Origin of the sequence: Erythrobacter alti (assembly GCF_037996805.1) — a bacterium.
GTDB lineage: Bacteria > Pseudomonadota > Alphaproteobacteria > Sphingomonadales > Sphingomonadaceae > Alteraurantiacibacter > Alteraurantiacibacter alti.
This window is the reverse complement of the sequence record NZ_JBBNAX010000008.1, coordinates 99,249-120,887: the sequence shown is the minus strand read 5'-3', so window position 1 is coordinate 120,887 and position 21,639 is coordinate 99,249. Positions and strand designations below refer to the sequence as shown.

Here is a 21,639-nt window from a genome sequence, read left to right as displayed (position 1 = left end):
CAGGCCCTAATCGTCAAGCTTGCAGCATCCGTGATGGATGGTGGTGAGGGTTGAGCTGAAGGCAGAGGCGAACATCCCCCGCTCTGGCACATGGCCGATGCGAAGGCGTCGTCCCTGCCCTTGCGATGGACGGCGGAGCCGGGCGTCGCTTTCAGGCACTGTCAAGCCGGAGCTGGCGAGACAGCGGGACCGCTATGTAGCTAGGCAGCTTTCCGCCACGGCATCGCCCTTCGGTCCTTCGGCTGGGCTGGCGCTCTGATGCAACCCGTGGTAGCGCCAAACACACCGATTGAGCCACCGTCTTACCCGTCCTCAATCGGTATCGCCCCCGCCAGCGCACCCGGCGGGGGCAATTCGTCTATCCACTCTCCAGCCGGAACCGTGACACGAGGCGATAACGCGCGTGCCGGCCATCCTCGTGTGGCTCCATTTCGGTCGAGATCGCCAAACCGTAGCGATGGCGAAGCTGCCAGATGATGCTGCCCAGCCGCATGATGGTGGGAATGCAATCCAGCGGAGTTATCCCGTCGCTGTTGGTCGCCAAGAGGCGGAGCGCGCGGGCAGTCTTGCCGCTTACCGTGAAGGGAGCGGCATCAACGGGGTGGCAGGTAAGGCGGGCTTTCGCGCGACGGTTGCCAGTGGCATTGGGGGCGCTGTCACTTTCGACGATGGCAGCGCCCTTCCCCAGCCGGGGGAGGGCGTTTTCCATTAGACTGCCTCCCCGTCGATCAGCGAGCGGAGCGAGGCAGCAGGGATCAGCGTCATGCCGCCAACCTTGCGCTTTTCCAGCCGTCCGTCCTTCATCATGGCATAAAGCGAAGTGATGCCGATGCCGGAAACGCGGCTGGCATCCTTGACGCGGTAGGCAAGGATTTCGGGATCAAGCTGGCAAGTCTGAGTAATGGCCACGTGTGGAGCCTCCTAGTGAAGTGCTCCAACCGTCCGACTACCGGGCGGTTTCGTGGCGGGGCATCGCCCCTGTTGCAGTTCGCAATCTAATTGCGTTTGAATGCCAGCGCAACCACTTGGCTCGCAGCGAAAACAGATCAAATCGAGCGGGACGTTTTGAGTTTGATCACTTGACCAGCTTCTTTGCCGGTAGCGAAGCGACCCCATGCGTCCATCAGGCCCCGTCGCTTATCGAAGAAGTCCGTCCGGAGGTATGCAGCCTCAACCTCGTTTTCGACTTTATGAGCAAGCGCGGCGCGACGAATTTCGCGCGGCTGGGAAGTCTGCTCAGCCGCCCAATCCTCGAATGCGCTGCGGAAGCCATGCACCGTGGCTCGTTCCCCAAGATCACGGAGCGCCTTCGTCAAAGTCATATCGGAGAGAGAACCGCCGGTGCGAGACGGGAAGATCAGCCGACTATCTGCTCGACGGATGTTGGCAGCCTCGCGAAACACTTCAACAGTCTCAGCAGACAAGGGAATACGGTGCGGACGGCGCATCTTCATGTGCTCGCCTGGAATGCTCCAAACTGCATTCTCCAGATCAAGCTCTTCCCAAGTCGCCTCTCGAATTGTCCCCGAGCGCGCGGCGGTGAGAATTGTCGCGCGAACCGCAAGCGCACCGATACCGCTCTTGGCTTCCAGCTTCGCCATGAGTGCGGGAACGTCGCGATAATCCATCGCCGCGAAATTCCCTCGGGGCGGTTGAGCGGGCAGCCGGTCGCTCACCGCCTTCGCCAGATTGCCAATCAGCAAGGCCCCATCCGGGCGTCCAAACCGAAGTGTGCGAATAATGAACTCACGCACTTTTCGAGCTGTCTCAGGCTTCTTTTGCCAAATCGGCGCTAGGCAATCAGCAATCGCATTTGCATCAACGCTCTGGAGTTGGAGCTTACCCAGCTTGGGGAAGGCATGATTTTCCAACCGCGCCCTCTCGCGCGCACGGCTACCCTTTGAAACCTTGGTCTCGATAAATTCGAGAGCCGTTTCCCTAAAGAGCCGGGTCATTCCTTCCGGGGGACGCGACAAAGCGAGTGGATCACCACCAGAAAGTAACTCCCGCTTGTAGGCCCGCGCTTTTTCGCGAGCCTCCGCCAGCGACACCAGATCATAGGAGCCAAGCCCGTAATCGCGCCGCTTTCCCTCACTTTGCAGTCGTGCGACCCAAGACGCCTTTCCCGGCTCGCGAACGTAAAGCATGAGACCGCCCCCGTCGCGGTATCGCCCCGGCGTCCGTAAAGCTGCCTTGGCGCTTGCAGCGGTCAAATTGCCCATTTCGCTATGCCCTTCCGTTCTAGTTACAGAACTTCCCTCATTTCGTCCCACACTGATAGGCCGAAAGAGGATGAAGAGCAATGAAAGCCTGTGAGGGAGAAAATGGCTGATCTACGACGAAAAAAGGGAACCGATTGGTCCCCCGCGAATGTCAGCGAAAAGTTTGATGGTGCGGTCGAGAAGACTCGAACTTCCACGGCCTTTCGGCCACAACGACCTCAACGTTGCGCGTCTACCAGTTCCGCCACGACCGCACATCGATAGGAGTGCAAGGCCAACGGCCCGCCTCGGTAGGAGCGCGCCACTAGCAAAAGGGTTTCACCGCTGCAAGCAGTCTATTCGCTGACAGTGACCGGAAGGTGATTACTCCGGCTTCCAGCCTATCTGAACTTCGCGTGCGGAGCGCGGAATATCGGTGACGGCCTCGCTCACAGGAATAGTTTCACCCGGAGCGATCGTGCGCTGCGGAGGCGGTACTTCCCAGCTGTAAACGATACGATCACGCGAATCGCGCAGGACAATCAATATCGTCGGGATATTGCGCGCCGTAGTGCCGATGTTGGTTATCGTTCCGCTGGCGCCGAAGAATTCGGTGCCGTTAGGCAGAGTGCGTCTTTCCTGCTGGTCAGGCGGGAAATCGAGCTCGAGATCGGGTTGGCCGGCGGCAAAGGTCGGCTGTTCGACCGGGACCCAGTCGGGCAGGCCCCAATAGGACACGGCAAATATCAACCCTGCAACGACCAGTGCGAAAATGCCAGCAGCCCATGTCCACAGCTTGAGCCAGTTGCGGCGCGGCCGGAACGGTGGCTCGTGATCGAAGGCGGAAGCCGGCGGATCACCGAAATCCGCAGGCTCGGAACGCGGCGGGCGAATGACATCGCGCTGGGACGCGGCTGATGGCCCTTCGGTAGGCGCGGCGGGTTCTTCATGCGGCGAATCGGCCTGCTCTTCCTCCGCATCCTGTATGTCGGATGGGGGCGCAGAGACCTTTGCATCGTCCTCCACCTGCGATTGCGCGGGAGCCGGGCCTGGCGGCGATGCCGGGCGGGGAGCGGCAGGCGTCGCCGCCTTGCCAGTCTTGTCGGGCTTGGTGAGGTCCGAATTTTCAAGCGTCGGCCCGTCCTGAAACCAGCTGTGGCGGCACTTTGCGCAACGCACAGTCCGGCCATCCACACCAATCGCGGCATCGGGCACAACATAGCGTGTCGTACAGGCAGGGCACTGAATAATCATGGGCCAGCTTCGATGCCTACGCGTCAGATTCGCGCGCAACAAGATTGACGCGCCACCAGAAGTAGCAAGTTGCGCCTGTTTTCCACAAGCGCCAGCATCTATACTGCAAATACATGGCTTTTGAGCACTTCCCGTCACCCACCTCAGGCTTTAGCTAGGCGTTATGAGCGGGCCAGAAAGTTCAATTGTCCAGTTTTCCAACGTCGGGCTGCGCTATGGCACCGACCGCGAAGTGCTGAGCGATATTTCCTTCACACTGTATCCCGGCAGCTTTTACTTTCTCACCGGAGCCAGCGGTGCCGGCAAGACTTCGATGCTGAAGCTGCTTTACCTTGCGCAGCGCCCGAGCCGCGGCATGATTTCTATGTTCGGCGAAGATGTCATCACCCTACCGCGCAAAGCCCTGCCCGACGTGCGACGGCGGATCGGAGTGGTATTTCAGGATTTCCGCCTCGTTCCGCACCTGACCACTTTCGATAATGTCGCGCTGCCGCTGCGCATTGCGGGCATGTCGGAAGAGCGGTTGAAGAAGCCCGTCGCGGACATGCTCGCCTGGGTCGGGCTGGACCATCGCAGCGACGCGCGGCCCGAAACGCTTTCGGGCGGGGAGCAGCAGCGCGCAGCCATCGCCCGTGCCGTGATCAACCGACCCGCCATTCTTGTCGCGGACGAGCCGACCGGTAATGTCGATCCCGAAATGGCGGTGAAGCTGTTGCGCCTGTTCGAGGCGCTCAACCGGCTGGGCACGACGGTCGTGGTCGCCACTCACGATGTCCACTTGCTGCGCAAGGTGCCCGATTCCCTTATCATGCGGCTCAACAAGGGTACGCTGTCCGACCCGACCGGTGCTCTGCGCTATCCACCCCGGCGCGAGCCGGCAGGCGCATGAGCGCGCCCTCGCCCATCCGGCGCGGCGGGCCGCGCTTCGGCGATTCGGGCCGCCTGCTGCAACAGGCCCGCATCGCCGGGCCAATGCCGTGGGTGATCGCCATCATGATCGCGCTCACCGTAATGGCGGCAGCAGCAGGACTTGCTCTCAACAACATCGCCGACAATGCGCGCGACGAGATCGCCGGCGGCCTGACGGTCCAGATCGTTGAGGCGGCACCACTCGAGCGTGACCGGCAGGCCGAACGCGCGGTATCCTATTTCTCGAACCGCGAGGATGTCGCATCGGTGCGCCGCGTGCCCGATGACGAGCTGGCCGAGCTGCTTGCGCCGTGGCTGGGCGATGTCGGCCAGGCGCAAGAAGATGGCGTGCCGATCCCCGCACTGGTCGACGTGCGCCTGTCCGGTCCCGTCACCGCGCTGCGGCTTGAGCAGATGCGCGAAGGGCTGCTGGCCGAGGCACCGGCGGCGCGGCTCGATGCGCAGGCAAGCTGGCTCGGTCCGGTATTCGATGCAGTTCGCTCACTGCAGATTCTCGCAATCGGACTTGTCGTCCTGCTGGCCCTGACGAGTGCGGCGGCGGTGTGGCTGGCGGCGCGCAGCGCGCTTGGCTCCAATCGCGGAACGATAGAGGCAATCCATCACCTCGGCGGGACGGATGGCCAGATCGCATCGCTGTTCGCGCGCTCGATCGGTATCGATGCGGCCCTGGGGGGGATCGCGGGACTGCTTCTGGGCCTATCCGCAATTTTCATACTTGCACAGCAATTCCAGGGTCTTGGCTCCGGCCTTGTTGCCGGTGGAGGGTTGGGGATTATCGATTGGGTGGCGATTGGCGCAATTCCTGTTATCGGCGTCGTGCTGGCCGTGATAACCGCGCGCCTGACCGTCGTCGCCGCGCTGCGACGGATGTTATGAGGCTTTAGCGTTGATCCGTACCCTGATTGCCATTCCCCTGATTGCCTGGGCGTTGGGCTTTGTCTTCTTCGCGGTCGCCTTGCCGCAGCCCATGGAGACATCGCCGACCGATGCCATCGTCGTTCCTACCGGGAGCGGCGGGCGGATCGAGCGCGGGTTGGAGCTGATCCAGCTTGGCGCTGCAGAGCAGATGCTGGTGACGGGGGTCGACCCTTCAGTGCTGCCGGGCGAATTCCAGGTCGAGTTCGATGTTCCCGACAGGGTCATGGATTGCTGCGTCACGCTTGGCTTCTCGGCGCTCGATACGCGTGGCAACGCCCGTGAGACGGCAGAATGGATGGAGGAGCGCGGCTACAATTCGCTGCGCCTTGTTACCGCAGACTGGCATATGCGGCGCGCGGCGGCAGAACTTGCCGAGCAACTTCCCGACAATATCGCGATAGAGCGCGATGCTGTCCGCTCCGAAGTCAGCCTGTCGACCCTGTTCGTGGAATATCACAAGTTCCTCGCGGTCTGGACCTTGCAGGCGCTAGGCTAAGACGGTCATGCTGTTACTACGCAATATCGCCTTCTACCTCGCCTTTTATATCGGATCCGCGTTCATTTCGGCAATTGCGGCGCTGTCATCCTATGTGCGGCCAAAATGGGTCCGCCCGATCTGCGATAACTGGTCGCACTGGCACCATTGGTGCTGCACCCGCCTGCTCGGGCTGACAATCGAGATCACGGGGACGCGGCCCGATGTCCCCGCGCTCTACGCTATCAAGCACGAAAGCTTTTTCGAAGCCATCGCCATGGCGCATACCTTCGATCACCCGGCAGGCGTGGCAAAGCGCGAACTGTTCGATATTCCCGGATGGGGCCGTGCAGGACTGGCCTATGGGTTGATCCCGGTTGCCCGCGAACAGGGCGCGAAGGCGCTGCGCTCGATGCTCAAGGCGGCCAAGCCCGCACTCGATCAGGGACGGCCCATCGTTATCTTTCCCGAGGGGACGCGCGTACCGCACGGAACGCAGCCGCCGCTGCAATCTGGCTTCGCCGCGCTGTACAAGCTGTTCGGCCTGCCGGTTGTACCGGTCGCAGTGAACAGCGGCCCGGTCTATGGCCCGTTCCTCAAGAAGCGCGGCACGATCACCTGGCACTTCGGCGAAATGATCGAGCCGGGTCTGCCGCGGCAGGAAGTTGCCGCACGGGTTCATGCCGGGATCAATGCGTTGAACGACGCTGTCGAAACCGAAACGGCTGTAGAAGGCGAGAACGCCTAGCTTTCGATCAGTTGCACGATCTGCGCCGCCCAGTCGCGCGCGTCCTGCCGGCCTCCGATATCGGCCACGAATTCCTGCCCCCGCGCCACGCTTTGCAAGCGGTTGCCGGGCAACCAGCGTTCTGCCTTGCCATGATAACTGAGCCCCGTCTCGGCGAGCCACGGGGGCACCTGCCACAAGCTCGGCGAACCGTCGGGGACGGTCAGGCGCAATCCCTCGCAAGCCGGAGCATGGGTCTTGCCCGGCCCGCAATAGACCGCGTCATTGCTCGAATGCATTCCAATGGCATGGGGATGATCGAGCGCCGCCAGCGTGCTGCGGGCGCTATCTTCGCAAGTCGCCAGATCGACCACCTCCTCGACCTCGAGGTAGCCGAAAATCCGGTGGTGAGGACGCCGTGCCCCTTCGCGAAACAGTCCGAAGAACAGAAACAGGTCGCCGATACTCACGCCATGATTGGCGAGATGCGTTTGCGCAGCGCTGCACTGGCCCAGATAAGCGCGCCCGTCATCGGTAAACATCGGGTCGTTATGACAAAGATGCCTGCCGTTCAGCCTCCCCCTGCTAGCTGCCCTGGCATGTCCACCCAGCCGCAAACTGCCATAACTCGTGCGCGAGATCCCCTGCGTGTCGGGGATCGGCAGGCTCAATGCGCGCCCGCTCACCACTGGCGAGGGGCCACCGCCAGAGCTGCTGTCGAAACCCTTTCGGCTCAGGATGATTTTCATACCATGCCCCCTGCTCCATCAACCCGCCCACTGCAATGCGTCGACTTCGCTTGCTTGCAGATGAAACCATATGCGAAAGGGCGCGCAAATGACTATTGATCGACTCGCGCTCCGCCAAGCTTACCGCATGGAAGAAGAAGCCTGCATAGCCCAACGGCTGGAGCAGGCCGCACCCGTGTCCGCCCTGCACGACAAGGCTTCCGCCTACGCCACGAAGCTGATCGAAGGCGCGCGCAAACGCACCAGCAAGGGGCTCGACGCCTTCCTTGCCACCTATGGCCTCAATACCGAGGAAGGCATCGCGCTGATGTGCCTTGCCGAGGCCCTGCTGCGCATTCCCGACCAGCAGACCGCCGACGCGCTGATCCGTGACAAGCTCGCCAATGTCGATTGGGCCGAGCATCTGGGGACCAGCAAATCGGTGTTCGTCAATGCGGCAACCTTCTCTCTCATGCTGACCGGCGAAGTGCTGCGCGGCGGCGTGCGTAGCGAAGCGGGTCTTGCCAACACCGTGCGGCGGACGACCGGGCGGCTTGGCGAGCCGGTAATCCGGCAGGCCGTGCAGCAGGCCATGAAAATCCTCGGGGGCCAGTTTGTCTACGCGCGCACCATCGACGAGGCGATGAAGCGCGCTGCGCCCGAGCGCAAGAAGCGCCTGACCCACAGTTTCGACATGCTCGGCGAAGCGGCGATGACCTACGACGATGCCGAACGCTATGCCCACGCCTACTGGAACGCGATCGAACGGCTCGCAAAGGAACCGGGCGGCGTGCACGGCGGGCCGGGCATTTCGGTGAAGCTGTCCGCGCTTTATCCGAAATATGATTTCCTCCACGCCAAGGCCGCGCGCAAGGCCATCGTGCCGATGCTGCGGGAACTGGCCGAGCAGGCGCGCGAGGCCGATATCCACTTTACCGTCGATGCCGAGGAAGCCGAGCGGCTTGAGCTGAGCATGGACATTATCGAGGCGCTGCTGGCGGATGACAGCCTGTTCACGAGAGCCGACGGCAGCCAGTGGGACGGCTTCGGCCTTGCCATCCAGGGCTATCAGAAACGCGCAGTCGAGCTGTGCCGCTGGACCGCCAAGGCCGCGCGCAAGCATGATCGCAAGCTGTTCGTGCGGCTTGTGAAGGGTGCCTATTGGGATGCCGAGATCAAGCTGAGCCAGGTGGGCGGCCATACCGATTATCCGGTGTTCACCCGCAAGATCGCGACCGACGTGTCCTACCTCGCCTGCGCCCGCGAATTGATGAAGGCGGATGATGTCATCTTCCCCGCCTTCGCCACGCACAACGCTTACACCATCGGCGCGATCAAGGCGCTGGCGGCGGACATGGGCGTTTCGGGATACGAGTTCCAGCGCCTCCACGGCATGGGCGAGGAAGTGTATGACACGCTCGCCGAAATGGAGGGCGACAAGCGTACCACGGTACGGATTTACGCCCCCGTTGGCGGCCACAAGGAATTGCTCGCCTATCTCGTGCGCCGCCTGCTCGAGAACGGGGCAAACTCCAGCTTCGTCAACCGCATGGCCGATGCCGATGTTCCGGTTGCCGACATGGTGACCGATCCGGTGGCAGAGCTTACCGCGATGAACCCGCGCCGCAATCCGACCATTCCGCTGCCCGCGCATATCTACCCCAACCGCCGCAACTCGGCAGGTGTCGATCTGGCCGATCCGCTGGTGCTGGCTCCGCTTGAGAAGGAGCTGGAGCATTGGCGGCAGGATGATCCCGTCGCCAGTTCCACCCTGCGCGCCGAGCGGAACCGCGACCGGACAGAAGTGCGCTCGCCTTTCTCGGGCCGCGTGGTCGGGCAATGCATTCCGGCAACTCCCAAGGACATCGACCTCGCCATCGCCCGCGCAGTCGCCGCGCAGCCGACGTGGGACTCGATTGGTGGCGAAGCGCGTGCCGACCTGCTGATCGCGGCATCCGACCTGCTCGAAGCGAACACCGCCCGCCTGCTCGACCTGTGCGAGCGTGAAGCGGGCAAGTCGCTCCCCGACGCCGTGCTCGAAGTGCGCGAGGCGGTCGATTTCCTGCGCTATTACGCCTGCGAAGCGCGCATGTTGTTCGGCGCGCCGCAACCGCTGCCCGGCCCCACCGGCGAGACGAATTTGCTGCGCCTCCACGGGCGCGGCGTCTTCGCCACCATCAGCCCGTGGAATTTCCCGCTGGCGATTTTCATGGGGCCGACCGCTGCCGCGCTCGCTGCTGGCAACAGCGTGCTGGCAAAACCTGCCGAACAGACCCCGCTCATCGCCGCGCTGGCAATCGACCTGTGCCACCAGGCGGGCATTCCCAAGGACGTCTTGCAACTTCTGCCGGGCGATGGCTCTGTCGGCGCTGCGCTCACATCGGACCCGCGTATCGCGGGCGTGGCCTTCACCGGATCGACCAATACCGCGCATCTCATCAACCGCTCGCTCGCCCAGCGCGAAGGGCTGATCGGCACGCTGATCGCGGAGACCGGCGGGCAGAATGCGATGATCGTGGATTCCAGCGCCCTTCCCGAACAGGTGACGCGCGACGTGGTGGCGGGCGCATTCCAGAGCGCGGGGCAACGCTGCTCGGCATTGCGCGTCCTCTACTTGCAGGACGATGTTGCCGATTCCATGCTCGCCATGATCAAGGGCGCTTTCCGGGCACTGGTTGTGGGCGACCCAATGGACCTGGCGACCGATGTCGGCCCGGTGATCGATGAAGAGGCCAAGGCCAAGCTGGAAGCGCATGTCGCGGAGATGCAGGCCGAGGGCTTCCCCGTCACCCGCCTGCCGCTGCCGGAGCTGTGCGAAGACGGACATTTCGTTGCGCCCACCATCATCGAAGTCGGCTCGATCCTCGATATCGACGAGGAACAGTTCGGCCCGATCTTGCACGTCGTGCGCTATCCGGTCGGCACGATGCGGCAGGTGATCGACGATATCAACGCGACCGGTTACGGGCTGACGCTCGGCTTGCACAGCCGCATCGCCGAGACCCGCGAATTCGTAGAAGCCCACGCGCGCGTCGGCAATTTCTACGTCAACCGCAACCAGATCGGCGCCGTGGTCGGCAGCCAGCCGTTTGGCGGTGAAGGCCTCTCGGGTACCGGCCCCAAGGCTGGCGGCCCGCATTATGTAACGCGGTTTGCGACCGAGCGCGTGACGACCATCGACACGACCGCTGCGGGCGGCAATGCGAGCCTGCTGGCCGGGGGCTGAAGGCCTCGCACTTCCCACGGTCCGAATTTCTGCTAGCTAAGGCTGATGAAACCAGACCTTCACCCGCAGGAAGACGAGCGCCTTCGTGAGCTTCGTCGATACGGGATTCTGGATACCGAACGCGAAAGAGATTTCGACGAACTTGTCGAACTCGCCTCCGAGATCTGCGAAGTACCTGTTTCGGTTGTGAATTTTATCGATGAGGGTCGTCAGTGGTTCAAGGCGGAAGTCGGATTAGGCGTAAGGTCGACACCGATAGAAACCAGCCTTTGCGGCCATGTCATCCTGCAGGGTGATTTCGTCGAAATTCCCGACACGCTTAAAGACGAGCGGATGGCGGACAATCCATTGTGCGCGAGCGATGGCGGTTTTCGCTTCTATGCAGGAGCCGTGCTGAAAGGCGCTAACGGCCTCCCCCTAGGTACGCTCTGCGTCCTCGACAACAAGCCCCGCACACTCACCGACAGGCAAAAGCACGTCCTCAGGGTCCTGTCGAAACACGTGATGCGCGAACTCAATTTGAAGGTTGCGCTGGAGCAGGAGCAAATGCTGCGCCAGGAAGTCGATCACCGCGTGAAGAATTCGCTGGCCTCGATCGGTGCCTTGCTATCGATGAAGGCCCGCAACACGACCGATGACGCCGTGCGCCTTGCGTTGCAGGATACGAGCGCGCGCATCAGGTCGCTGGCCTCGCTGCACGCTGAACTCCATGAATTGGAACAAGGCGGCATGGTGGACCTGCGTTCACTGTTCGACCGGGCTGCGATTGACCTGAAACACCTGATGCCGGACGGAGCAGAACTGGCGTTCGACGTTGAATGCCAGAAAGCCTCGCCCGAACTGGCCAACGGCCTGCTGCTGATCGTGAACGAATTCGTCTCCAACAGCGTGAAGCACGGGTTGAAGGACGGGCAGGGAACCGTCGACATCATCATCCGCGGGCTGGACGACGACTGGTCGATTGTCTGCAATGACAACGGCACCGCAACCGAACTCGACGCCGAACATGCGGCTTCCGCATCAGGTTTAGGCACGCGCGTGATCAAGTCGATTGCCTCGTCACTCAGTGCAACCGCCCATTGGCACTCGAACGCCCCCGGAATGCAATTGAGGGTCGCCAGACAGACTGCCTAGGAAGCGAGAGTTTCGCAGGATTTCCGTCTGAAGCCGGCTGCCCGAACAATGTAACAAGGTTGGCGATCGAGCGCGTGACGACCGTCGACACAACCGCTGCTGGCGGCGATGCGCGCCCGCTTGCCGTGGGATAAATGTCAGATTATTTTGGTGATCTCACTTAGGACTCAATCTGCAACCGCCGCTATTCCACAAAGAAAAACGGCGTCAACGAAGATGGCTAAGCCACTCCATTGACGCCGTAATCCTTAGTTATGGCCGGATTAGAATTCCCCGGCGACACCTACGCGGGCAGCTGCGCTCTTGCCGCCGCTATACGAAACGCCAGCCGTTATTGCGAAGGGTTGCTCGCTATTGGTACGGTGCGCAATGGATGCTCCGAAACCCACTTCGCCGCGGAAGAATGCGGTGTTGGCAGAGTAGCTGGTGCGCCCTGGGCCAGATGGCATCGGTGCGGTGGTCATTGCAATAGCCGCTACCGTTCCACGCCTGGCATCGCGCCTGTCCGTATCTGCGAGATCGAACAGAGTTGCGACGTTACCTTCGAGAAGGCCGATCCGTGCATCGCTAGCCATGATAGCCGCGAATGCTTCATCGGCGCGTGCCAAGGCAGCGGCCGAGTTGCCATTTACCGCATTGAGCTGGGCCAGGTTTACCGCATCGGTGTCCTGCGTTCCGGCAGAGACATTGGTGATGGTGCGGGTAGCGGTTGCTGTACCGACCGAGACACTGTTGTCACGTGTGGCTTGCGAACCAGCCCCGAGAGCAACCGAATTGGCCGCGACTGCAGAGCTGTTCGTTCCAAGGGCAACCGAGGTGGTTCCTGTTGCGCTGGCTTGTGAGCCCAGTGCCGCAGAGTTGTCACCCGTAGCCGCCGAATTGACGCCGACAGCGACGGCTTGAGCACCTGCTGCCTGCGCACTGGTGCCAATGGCAACCGAATTCTGCGTTGCCGCATTGGCATAGCTACCCAGTGCGGTGGAGGCGATGCCGTCCGCTTGCGCTCCAATGCCGTAGGCAGAGCCGTCGATATCGGACGCACTGGAGTTACGGCCAACCGCAGTTGTGCCCACGCCTGTTGCCTGAGCATTTTCGCCGGTCGCTGTCGCGCCAAAACCGCTAGCCACAGCCAGATACCCGACTGCCGTCGCAAGTTCGCCCGATGCATTGGCGCGCCAACCGAAGGCTTGTGCGGCGTCGCCTGTTGCCGAGCTTTCCGAACCGATCGCGGTTGAATTCAAACCCGAAGCGTTGGCCATATCACCGATGGCGACGGCATCGGTGTTGCTTGCAACCGCGTTGTTTCCGATGGAGATAGAAGTCTCTCCGGTCGCATCGGCGTTTTCACCTACTGCTACCGAACGAAGCCCGGTCGCATCGGCAAGGTGGCCGAGTGCTGTGGAGCGTTCGCCCGTTGCATTTGCGCGCCAACCGAAGGACGAGCCGGCGATACCCGTTGCCGAGCTTTCCGAACCAACCGAAGTCGAGTTCAGACCGGAAGCATTCGCTTGGTCACCTATGGCAACGGCATCCGTGTTGGTTGCTTGGGCAGCGTTGCCAAGCGCAACCGAAGTTGCACCAGTTGCATCTGAATTTTGCCCAACCGAAACCGCATTGCCGGCAGTCGCATTGGCGTTGCCGCCAATTGCTATCGCTCCATCGGCGGTCGCATTGACTTGCCCGCCGATGGCAACGGAGAAATCACCGGTAGACTGAACGATGGCACCAAGCCCGACCGAATCGAAACCCGATGCATTGACGTTATTACCAACCGCAGTCGTCTGTATGCCAGACGCTGTGGTTCCTACACCCACAGCTGTCGAATTTTGGCTCGTTGCGTTTGAGAATCTGCCAACTGCGGTGGAGGAAAAGCCAGTTGCCTGCGCCCCCTGGCCATTCGCTGTCGCGCCCACATCAGTAGCTAGTGCGCCCTCACCAAATGCCGAAGCCTGATCGGCGATTGCCTGAGCGCCCTGACCCACCGCAGTAGTGTTTACGCCGCTAGCGATCGAGTTTTCACCTAGCGCTGAAGAGTTAGCACCTGTTGCTTGGGCATACATACCGAAGGCTGCCGAATTGGCCCCAGTCGCCAGTGCACCGCCGCCCACTGCGGTGGAACCGCTGGCTATTGCGCCTTCACCGATAGCGACTGCCTGAGTGTTGGTTGCCTGCGCGCCGTTGCCGACTGCAATCGCGCCCGACATTGTGGCCGATGCATTGTTGCCTACGGCAACCGAATTGTCGCCTCCTGCACTTGCAGCAGCACCGAAAGCCGAGGCATTCTCACCGCTTGCATTTGAAACCACGCCAACAGCGGTCCCTTGGGTACCGGAGGCATTGGCACGCAAACCATAAGCAGAACTGGATTCGCCACTTGCCACAGACCGGCTTCCGGTCGAGGTGGATCCCTCGGCGCTAGCGGAGGCGCGGTAGCCGTAAGCACTGCTGTCTGGGCCAAGCGACTGGGCTCGAGCCCCGACCGCGGTGGATTGATCGCCTGCGGCGCGGGTGCGAGCGGGAGAAGAACTACTGTCGCCGCCGATGGCAATCGAATCTATGCCCGAGGCAGTGGCCTCGAAACCGATAGCTATGGCGGAATTGCCCGAAGCGATTGAATCTTCGCCGCCGGCGAAGCTCTGTGCCCCCGATGCAGTGGACTGGTGGCCAATAGCCGTGGCCATTGCGCCCGATGCATTTGCCTGCGCGCCAAGTGCGGTAGCGTCCTCGGCAGCGACCGAGTCTTCGCCGCATGCCAGTGAGCCAAGAGCAACGCCATCCGCGTTGCCATCATTATCAGGGGTCGTGCTGGAACCGACGAAGATGAAATCCTGATCGGACGCTTCCGCCGCCGAGACGACACTGCCCTCGTTCACGATCGTTACTCCGGTGAAGATACTGCGGATGTTGCCCGTGCCATTATCGAGCAGGCATTCTTCAGCCGCTGCAGGTGTGGCGGTGATCGCAGTGAAAGCGAATGCCGGTAAGGCAACGCCGAGAAGCAATGTAATTTTGGTCATGTTATTTCCCTGAATAGTGTTGGAAACCGCATCAAGGGCACAGGCCAAGGTAAACTATCCGGCGAACCGCCGGACAATCCAATTTCTCAGTCTGAGGTAATTTCCCCCCTCAACGGTGCATATGATTACACGAAATTCGGAGATTACAAACAGGCGGGCGGCATTTTATTTTTTCGGACAAGCGTTTAGCTCAATAAAAGATGCCAAATGCGAAAAATGCTGATTGCGAACTCCCTTTAGCCTTTCATCGCAAAAGTGTCGCGAGAGGGGATATTTTTCCCCGCAAGGTTGCCCTTGCCCGCGCAACAGGGAATCCCTCTCCCATGGCAATTCTCTCAGACAAATGGATTCGCGAGCAGGCGCAGAGTCACGGCATGATCGAACCGTTTACGGAAGGCCAGCGGCGGGAGGGGAATATCTCCTATGGCCTGTCGTCCTTCGGTTATGACGCGCGGGTGGCGGACGAGTTCAAGATTTTCACCAATGTGAATTCCTCGGTCGTCGATCCCAAGAATTTCGACAGCGATTCACTGGTCGACAGGCAGACCGATGTCTGCATCATCCCGCCCAACAGCTTCGCCCTCGCTCGCACGGTCGAATACTTCCGTATCCCCGATGATGTGCTGGTGATATGCCTTGGCAAGAGCACCTATGCGCGCTGCGGCATCATCGTGAATGTCACTCCGCTCGAGCCGGGCTGGGAAGGCCACGTGACGCTGGAATTTTCCAACACCACGCCGCTCCCCGCAAAAATCTACGCCAATGAAGGCGCGTGCCAGTTCCTGTTCCTGCAGGGCAATGAGCGGCCCGAAGTCACCTATGCTGACAGGGCGGGCAAATATATGGGCCAGCGCGGGGTGACGTTGCCTAAATTATAGTTTTTCGCACGCCCATCCGGGCGCGCGTCCTCGGTGCGATTCGCTCCGCTTCGCTGCGCGGCACCTGCGGTCGGCCGGTCGGCCTCTGTCGGTCGCTTGTCGCGCCCGATATCAGCACGGACTAGCTACCGTGTCGCGGAGCACGGCCCGAAGGGCCGCAAGGGCGACCGCCCGTCCGCAGCGGGCGCAGCTTGCCTGCGCATCTAGCGAGGACGAAGCCGCGGATGCGGCTTCGCAAATTAAAATGAGGCCCGCGCAGTCAGCTTGAAATTGCGCCCCGGCAGCGGCACGAAATCCTTGGTGAAGCTGGTCGCGCGGCGGCCTTCCACGTCGAAGATATTGTCCACTTGCGCGAGCAGGGTGAAGTTTTCCTCACCTTCGAACGGGTGCCAGGCGAGCGAGGCGTTCACATGGGTGAAGCTGTCGGTCGGGGTTTCGAGCGGGGCGAGGTTGGACTGCTTGTCGTGCCATTCCACCTCGCCGCGAAGATCAAAATGCTCCCACCGCGCTTCCAGCGCGCCATACAGGCTGAGCGGCGGAATGCGCGGCACGGCATCGCCGTCGGACAGCTCGGCACGTGTGTATGACCCGCGCAGATCGCCCAGCAGCGAGAAATCGCGTGCCTCGACGAGCGGGAAAGTCACCTGCGCTTCCGCGCCCCACTGGTCGGCATCCTGCTGCAGGAAGGTGAACACCGGCAGCCCGTCCTCTTCATCGCCCGAGCCAGCGAGGTAGATGAAATCCTCGAACCAGTTGCGATAGATGCTGGCATTGATCTTCACCTCGCCCACTTCGCCGCGAACATAGGCTTCGGCACCCCAGCTCGCCTCTATGCCGAGCTCAGGGTTGCCGACTTCGAATTGCTGCGTGGCGATATGCGGGCCTTCGGCGTAAAGTTCGGCCGCAGTCGGGGCGCGTTCGGTGCGCGAGAGATTGGCGCCGACGCGGAAGTCCTCGAACAGCATGAAGCCGCCGCCGAGCGCTGCCGAAAATGTGTCGAAATCGCGGTCGAGGCCGAGTGGCTCGGATTCCACGCTCGTCATTTCGTAGCGCGCGCCAGCTTCCAGCTCGAAGCTGTCGAAGTCCACCTCCTGCAAGGTAAACAATGCGAAGGTGTTGCTGACATTGGGCGGGATATAGGCTTCCTCGCCGAAGGCATCGAAATCGATGCTCGAATATTGCGCGCCGATGGAACCGCCCCAGCCGCCGCGCCGGGTCTGGACCAGTTCGACCCGTCCCTCAACCCCGGCGACCTCGAAGACGGTGCCCACCTCGTCGCCTTCGAATTCGGTGTGGGTGTAATCAGACCAGCCGACCCGCGTCTGCACGGCATCGAAAAAGCCGCTGCCGAGGTCGAAATTGGCGCGCGCGTCGAAGCGGATACGTTCGAGATCGATCGAGACCGGGACCTCGCCCTCTTCCTCTTCAAATTCGCCACCGCCTTCTTCCTCGCCATGATGGCCTACGCCCGGAGCGCCCGGCACGCCGTAATTGGTGTCGTAATATCCGAAAGATACACCGAAATTGTGCTCGCCGACAAAGGCCGCGACGCCAACGCCGGCGGACCATGTCTCGCTGTAGCTGTTGGGCAGCGTGCCGCTGATGTTGGCGGCTTCACGCAGTTCCTCTGCCTCTTCGAGATGGCCCTCTTCCTCCTCTTCGGCGGCATCGGCGAGCAGGTCTGTGCGCAGACCATCCGAAGCGGCGAAGCCCGGAATCTCGATATCGTCGGTATTGCGGTAGGAGGCGTCGGCGTGGAACGTGACATTCGCGCCCAGTGGCAGGTCGAAGGATAGCCCGCCCTCACGCAAATTGCTGGCGGTGTCGAAGCCTGCGAGCGCATCGATGTGGATCGGCTCGTCCGGAATTCGCGGGGGAATGCGCTTGGTGATGACGTTCACGGCGCCGCCAATCGCCTGGCTGCCGTAGAGCAGCACGGCAGGGCCGCGCAGCACTTCGATTCGCTCGGCAATCAGCGGGTCGGCCGCGACCGCGTGATCGTCCGATGCGCCAGAGGCATCGAGCGTGCCGATCCCGTCATTGAGCACGCGTACACGATCACCGCCAAAGCCGCGCAGGATCGGGCGAGAGGCACCCGGCGCGAACCCGCTGGCTGAGACACCGGGTAGGCTGGCGAGCACTTCGCCCACCTGCCCGCTGCTTTCGCGCTGCAGGGCAATGCCGGTAAGGACCGACGTGCCCGCAATGACATCCAGCCGGTCCACCCCGGCGGCGGTAACGTAGATTACATTGTGAAAATCATCGCCCGAAGGCTCGATCCGTGCGGAGCTCGTGTCGACCGGGGCCTCTGCATCGGCCCTGTCCGCATCGCTTTCCTGCGTGGCATCTGCGTCTTGCGCCAGCAGTGTGAGCGGCATGGCGGCGGTAACAAGCAAGGCGGTTGCAATCAGCTTCATGGTTTCGGGTGATCTCGTGGTAAGGTGATAAAATAACATCACGGCAAATAGGTGCAATGAACGGCGGGTCAAGCGTTAAGCGTGGGCATATCGGCAAATGGCGGTTTACCGGCGATGAAGGGCGCTTGGCGCGAGCATTGATCACGTCAACTCCCCGTCGGTCGCAGAATTGCACAGGTCAGAATTCGCGCAATCGGCAAGTTTGTCCTATGTCAGCATCGATGCTGGCCCGCAAAGTACGGGCCGCACGCGGGTCGGGAGGATAATTCGATGAAAATGTTCGCGACGGTCGTACTGATCCTGTTGGCGTTGCTCAGTGTTGCTGCGGGAGCGGCCAAGCTTTCGCAGGCGCCGCAGGAAGTGGAATTCTTTAGCGCACTGGGTCTTGATCCGGTCTGGCTATATCCGCTCGGCATTCTTCAGGTCGGCGGGGCGCTGGCCTGCACTTTGCGGCGGACCAGGCATGCCGGACTGGCCGCGGTGACCACAGGCTTTGCCATTTCAAGCGCTATGATCTTCCTTAGCGGGAATGTTGCATTCGGTGTGGCCTCGCTGATCCCCGTGATCCTGGCCCTGCTATTGATGCGGCACTATCGCTAGGCCCCTTCGCTCAGGCCGAGGCTAGCCTGGCGCGCGCTTCCTGTTCGCCGATCAGCGGCAGCAGCTCGCCCATGTCGGGGCCGTGGTCCATTCCCGTTAGCGCCTGGCGCAATGGCAGGAACAGCGCCTTGCCCTTGCGGCCGGTGGTTTCCTTCAGCTTGCCCGTCAGCATGTGCCAGGGATCTTCGCCCCATTCGAGCGCTTCGGCGGCCTGCGCCAGATAGGTCCGATCCTCGTCGGAAAAATCGGGCTGCGTGATGGGACCGGTGACGAGCTGCCACCATTGCCCCGCTTCGTTCACATGGGAGAGATTGGGCCTGATGGCGTGCCAGGCGGCTGCATCCATGCCATCCGGCAAGCGGTCCGCGACGGTATCATAATCCATTTGGTGGACGATTGCTGCATTGACCCGCTCCAACTCGGCATCGTCGAATTTTGCAGGTGCGCGGCCAAAGGTCGAGAGATCGAAAGTGTCGAGCAGCGTGGCGCGATCGGCAATGGGCTCGACCGGCAGGCTTGTACCCAGCCGGGCGAGCATGGCGATGATCGCTTCCGGCTCGATACCGCGCTCCCGAAAGGCATCGCAGCCGAGCGATCCGAGCCGCTTGGATAGCTTGCCTTCCTTGCCCACCAGCAGCGCCTCATGCGCGAAGTGGGGGAAGGAATCGTGCAACGGGCAGTCATTATCATCGAGGCCGACATCGTGAAGGGCGTTGAATATCTGGATCTGTACTGCAGTGTTCGACACGTGATCCTCGCCGCGCAGCACATCGGTGACGCCCATGTCGATATCGTCGACCGCACTCGGCAGCATGTAGAGCCACGAGCCATCGGCACGCCGGATCACCGGATCGGACAGCGACGCGGGTTCAAACTTCTGCGGCCCGCGAATGCCGTCTTCCCAGTCGATGATGGCATCATGATCAAGCTTGAAGCGCCAGTGCGGCGCAACCCCCTCCGCCTCCTTGGCGGCGCGTTCTTCATCGGTGAGTGCGAGCGCGGCGCGGTCGTAAATCGGCGGCAGGCCGCGACCCAGCTGTATCTTGCGCTTGAGTTCGAGTTCCTGCTGCGTCTCATAAGCCGGATAGACCCGGCCCGCTGCCTTCAAGCGCTCGAAAGCGTCCTCGTAGAGCGCCATACGCTCCGACTGACGCTCCTCGCCATCGGGCGCGATGCCCAGCCAGCCGAGATCGGCGCGGATCCTATCGACATACCGCTCCTCGCTCCGCTCCGCATCGGTATCGTCGATGCGCAACATGAACGTCCCGCCGGCCTTGCGGGCAAGCATCCAGTTGTGCAGCGCCGTACGGATATTGCCGACGTGCAGGCGGCCAGTCGGCGAAGGGGCGAAACGGGTGATCGTGGTCATGGCCGCAGCGATTAGCGCAGGCGCCGCGCCTTTGCCAGAAGCTGCTTTACCGTAGCAACTTGGCATTCATCCGCATTCTGATATTAGAGACCAGATAACTATACCAATCGAGAGGACCAATCCGTGTCATTCCATCGCGCCAAAATGATTCTGGCCGCCGCCGGGCTGCTCGCGCTGCCGGCTGCGGGCTTTGCCACCGAGGACCATGTGCAGGCTCCGGGCGAGGTGTTCGACCTCAGCTATTGGAAGATTACCCTGCCGATGGACGATGACGGGGATGACCGGCCGGACGAAATCAGCGTGCGCGATATCCAGGATTATTCGCACCCCGATTTCTTCTATCTCGATGACGAGCAGCGGATGGTTTTCACCGCGCCGAACCGCGCCATCACCACGGGCAATTCCAGCAATACCCGCAGCGAATTGCGGCAGATGCTGCGCGGCACCAACACGCGCATCGGAACGCATGATGCGGGCAACAATTTCGCCGTGCGCGCGCGCCGCGATTCGGATCAGTACGGCTCAATTGGCGGACGCATGGAGGCGACCGTCCGGGTCGATCACGTCGCCCGCAATGCCATGCATCCGGACCGCAATCCCGCCTATTCGGTCGTGGTCGGGCAGATCCATGCCGTCGGCTATGACAATACGAGCAGCGGGTTCGGCTATGGCAACGAACCGATCAAAATCTACTACAAGAAATGGCCGGGGCATGAGACAGGCTCGGTCTTCTGGACCTACGAGCGCAATCTTGCGCGTGACAATCCCGACCGCAGCGACATCGCCGTGCCCGTTTTCGGCAATATCTGGGACAACCCCGATGATCCGGGCGAAAACGGCATCGCGCTGGGTGAGGATTTCATCTACGAAATCAACGTCCACAACAACACCATGTATGTGACCTTCACCAATGAACGGCTTGGCACGGTGGGCCACGCCGTGAGCCTGGTGCAGGGCGTGGACGAGCTGGACAATCCGCAAGGTTATGGCGGCGATTCGCTCTATTTCAAGGCAGGTGCCTACAACCAATGCTCGACCCGCACGCAGGAAGGCTTCTGGTATGCCGGATGCGCCGGAACGGGCGACTGGGCGGTCGACCGTGCCAATGGCGACTATGCGCAAGTCAGCTTCTCGCGGCTGGTGCTTGGCCCGTCGGTGCCGTTCGCAGGTGCTGTCGAGTAAAGGCGCCGCATTCTTCGCATTCGACGGCAGGGCGGGCCTACTGCGAATAAAGCAGCACGCTCCGCCCGCCGCCGGAAATGCGTACCCCGTTGCTCGGGGTAAGTTCGATCCGTTCGGCCAGTTGCAGCGCGCTTGATACATCATGAAGGCGCGGCGGCAGGCCGATCGCGCAGACCGGTGCCGGAGTTGAGTTCGATGCGGGTGGCTCGCCCGTGCGCGGCCCGGTGGAGAACGCATTGCCTTCTATCGAATAACTGAGGATCATTCCCGCGCAGCGCGGTTCCCACCAGATCTCTTCCTCGTCGGCCATCAGGGCGAGGCCATAAGGTTCATCCAGCGATTCGCCGTCGATCCCGGCAACGCGCCAGCCACCCGCAAGCGTTTCAGGTGCGGGCACCGCCACTGGTGTCTCTGGCGGTTCGTCCGTTTGCGACGCAGAGGTCGGAGCGGGTTCCGCCGCCTGTTCGGGCTGGCAGGCAACTAGCACAAGGGCAGATGTGACGGTCAGGGCCAGTGTCCGGGTCATGATCCAGAAACGCACGACCCAAGAAAAAGGCCCCGCCGGATCGCTCCGACGGGGCCT

At 61.8% G+C, this 21,639-nt stretch carries 18 protein-coding genes and 1 tRNA gene; 9 read left to right on the top strand and 10 right to left on the bottom strand.

Features of this window, described 5'->3' with window-relative positions:
* Window positions 1-358 precede the first annotated feature (358 nt).
* From AAC850_RS10345 to AAC850_RS10325, 5 genes are all read right to left on the bottom strand, one after another.
* On the bottom strand, window positions 359-709 hold the full coding sequence (locus AAC850_RS10345; protein WP_340588675.1) for a winged helix domain-containing protein: 351 nt from the start codon (window positions 707-709) through the stop codon (window positions 359-361).
* A complete protein-coding gene (locus tag AAC850_RS10340) occupies window positions 709-909 on the bottom strand; it encodes a helix-turn-helix domain-containing protein (protein WP_340588674.1) in 201 nt (66 codons plus the stop codon). Before AAC850_RS10340 ends, AAC850_RS10345 begins: the two co-directional genes overlap by 1 nt.
* Window positions 910-1,046: 137 nt before the next feature.
* The gene (locus tag AAC850_RS10335) at window positions 1,047-2,222 is read right to left on the bottom strand and encodes a tyrosine-type recombinase/integrase (protein WP_340588673.1); all 1,176 of its coding nucleotides are present in this window, start codon (window positions 2,220-2,222) and stop codon (window positions 1,047-1,049) included.
* A 167-nt stretch (window positions 2,223-2,389) separates the two neighbouring features.
* Window positions 2,390-2,476: transfer RNA gene (locus tag AAC850_RS10330), tRNA-Leu, on the bottom strand.
* A 109-nt stretch (window positions 2,477-2,585) separates the two neighbouring features.
* Window positions 2,586-3,455 (bottom strand): zinc-ribbon domain-containing protein, encoded by an 870-nt coding sequence (locus AAC850_RS10325; RefSeq protein WP_340588672.1) that lies wholly within the window; start codon window positions 3,453-3,455, stop codon window positions 2,586-2,588.
* Between the two features lie 163 nt (window positions 3,456-3,618).
* Here AAC850_RS10325 and ftsE point away from each other — a divergent pair, with 163 nt between their 5' ends.
* The 4 genes from ftsE to AAC850_RS10305 are packed head-to-tail and all read left to right on the top strand — an operon-like array spanning window position 3,619 to window position 6,526.
* A complete protein-coding gene (ftsE, locus tag AAC850_RS10320) occupies window positions 3,619-4,344 on the top strand; it encodes a cell division ATP-binding protein FtsE (RefSeq protein ID WP_340588671.1) in 726 nt (241 codons plus the stop codon).
* Window positions 4,341-5,261, top strand: a complete 921-nt coding sequence (locus AAC850_RS10315; protein WP_340588670.1) for a cell division protein FtsX — start codon at window positions 4,341-4,343, stop codon at window positions 5,259-5,261. The genes ftsE and AAC850_RS10315 overlap by 4 nt, the downstream gene beginning before the upstream one ends.
* A 10-nt stretch (window positions 5,262-5,271) precedes the next feature.
* Window positions 5,272-5,799, top strand: a complete 528-nt coding sequence (locus AAC850_RS10310) for a YdcF family protein (protein WP_340588669.1) — start codon at window positions 5,272-5,274, stop codon at window positions 5,797-5,799.
* Window positions 5,800-5,806: 7 nt separating this feature from the next.
* Window positions 5,807-6,526 carry a lysophospholipid acyltransferase family protein gene (locus tag AAC850_RS10305; protein ID WP_340588668.1) on the top strand — a complete coding sequence of 240 codons (720 nt, stop codon included), beginning with the start codon at window positions 5,807-5,809 and terminating at the stop codon, window positions 6,524-6,526.
* On the opposite strand, the gene AAC850_RS10300 is transcribed toward AAC850_RS10305, so the two are convergent.
* Window positions 6,523-7,254, bottom strand: coding sequence for an Nmad3 family putative nucleotide modification protein (locus AAC850_RS10300; RefSeq protein WP_340588667.1), 732 nt, complete (start codon window positions 7,252-7,254; stop codon window positions 6,523-6,525). The two genes, AAC850_RS10305 and AAC850_RS10300, sit on opposite strands and share 4 nt — an antisense overlap.
* Window positions 7,255-7,342: 88 nt before the next feature.
* On the opposite strand from AAC850_RS10300, the gene putA reads away from it, so the two are divergent.
* Window positions 7,343-10,459, top strand: a complete 3,117-nt coding sequence (gene putA / locus AAC850_RS10295) for a bifunctional proline dehydrogenase/L-glutamate gamma-semialdehyde dehydrogenase PutA (RefSeq protein ID WP_340588666.1) — start codon at window positions 7,343-7,345, stop codon at window positions 10,457-10,459.
* Between the two features lie 45 nt (window positions 10,460-10,504).
* Window positions 10,505-11,593 carry a histidine kinase dimerization/phosphoacceptor domain -containing protein gene (locus AAC850_RS10290; RefSeq protein WP_340588665.1) on the top strand — a complete coding sequence of 363 codons (1,089 nt, stop codon included), beginning with the start codon at window positions 10,505-10,507 and terminating at the stop codon, window positions 11,591-11,593.
* Window positions 11,594-11,856: 263 nt separating this feature from the next.
* Here the strand turns inward: AAC850_RS10290 and AAC850_RS10285 are convergent, their stop codons facing one another.
* A complete protein-coding gene (locus AAC850_RS10285) occupies window positions 11,857-14,610 on the bottom strand; it encodes a YadA family autotransporter adhesin (protein WP_340588664.1) in 2,754 nt (917 codons plus the stop codon).
* 323 nt (window positions 14,611-14,933) lie between these two features.
* On the opposite strand from AAC850_RS10285, the gene dcd reads away from it, so the two are divergent.
* Window positions 14,934-15,488: a dCTP deaminase gene (gene dcd, locus AAC850_RS10280; RefSeq protein WP_340588663.1), complete on the top strand. Its 555-nt coding sequence runs from the start codon at window positions 14,934-14,936 to the stop codon at window positions 15,486-15,488.
* A gap of 239 nt (window positions 15,489-15,727) precedes the next feature.
* Here the strand turns inward: dcd and AAC850_RS10275 are convergent, their stop codons facing one another.
* Window positions 15,728-17,905 carry a TonB-dependent receptor gene (locus AAC850_RS10275; RefSeq protein WP_340588662.1) on the bottom strand — a complete coding sequence of 726 codons (2,178 nt, stop codon included), beginning with the start codon at window positions 17,903-17,905 and terminating at the stop codon, window positions 15,728-15,730.
* Window positions 17,906-18,175: 270 nt separating this feature from the next.
* Here AAC850_RS10275 and AAC850_RS10270 point away from each other — a divergent pair, with 270 nt between their 5' ends.
* The gene (locus AAC850_RS10270) at window positions 18,176-18,505 is read left to right on the top strand and encodes a DoxX family protein (protein WP_340588661.1); all 330 of its coding nucleotides are present in this window, start codon (window positions 18,176-18,178) and stop codon (window positions 18,503-18,505) included.
* A gap of 10 nt (window positions 18,506-18,515) precedes the next feature.
* On the opposite strand, the gene gltX is transcribed toward AAC850_RS10270, so the two are convergent.
* Window positions 18,516-19,874, bottom strand: a complete 1,359-nt coding sequence (gltX, locus tag AAC850_RS10265; RefSeq protein ID WP_340588660.1) for a glutamate--tRNA ligase — start codon at window positions 19,872-19,874, stop codon at window positions 18,516-18,518.
* A gap of 144 nt (window positions 19,875-20,018) precedes the next feature.
* Here gltX and AAC850_RS10260 point away from each other — a divergent pair, with 144 nt between their 5' ends.
* Entirely contained in the window at window positions 20,019-21,056 is a 1,038-nt protein-coding gene (locus tag AAC850_RS10260) for a polysaccharide lyase family 7 protein (protein WP_340588659.1), read from the top strand.
* Window positions 21,057-21,093: 37 nt separating this feature from the next.
* Here the strand turns inward: AAC850_RS10260 and AAC850_RS10255 are convergent, their stop codons facing one another.
* On the bottom strand, window positions 21,094-21,582 hold the full coding sequence (locus AAC850_RS10255) for a hypothetical protein (RefSeq protein ID WP_340588658.1): 489 nt from the start codon (window positions 21,580-21,582) through the stop codon (window positions 21,094-21,096).
* Window positions 21,583-21,639 lie beyond the last annotated feature (57 nt).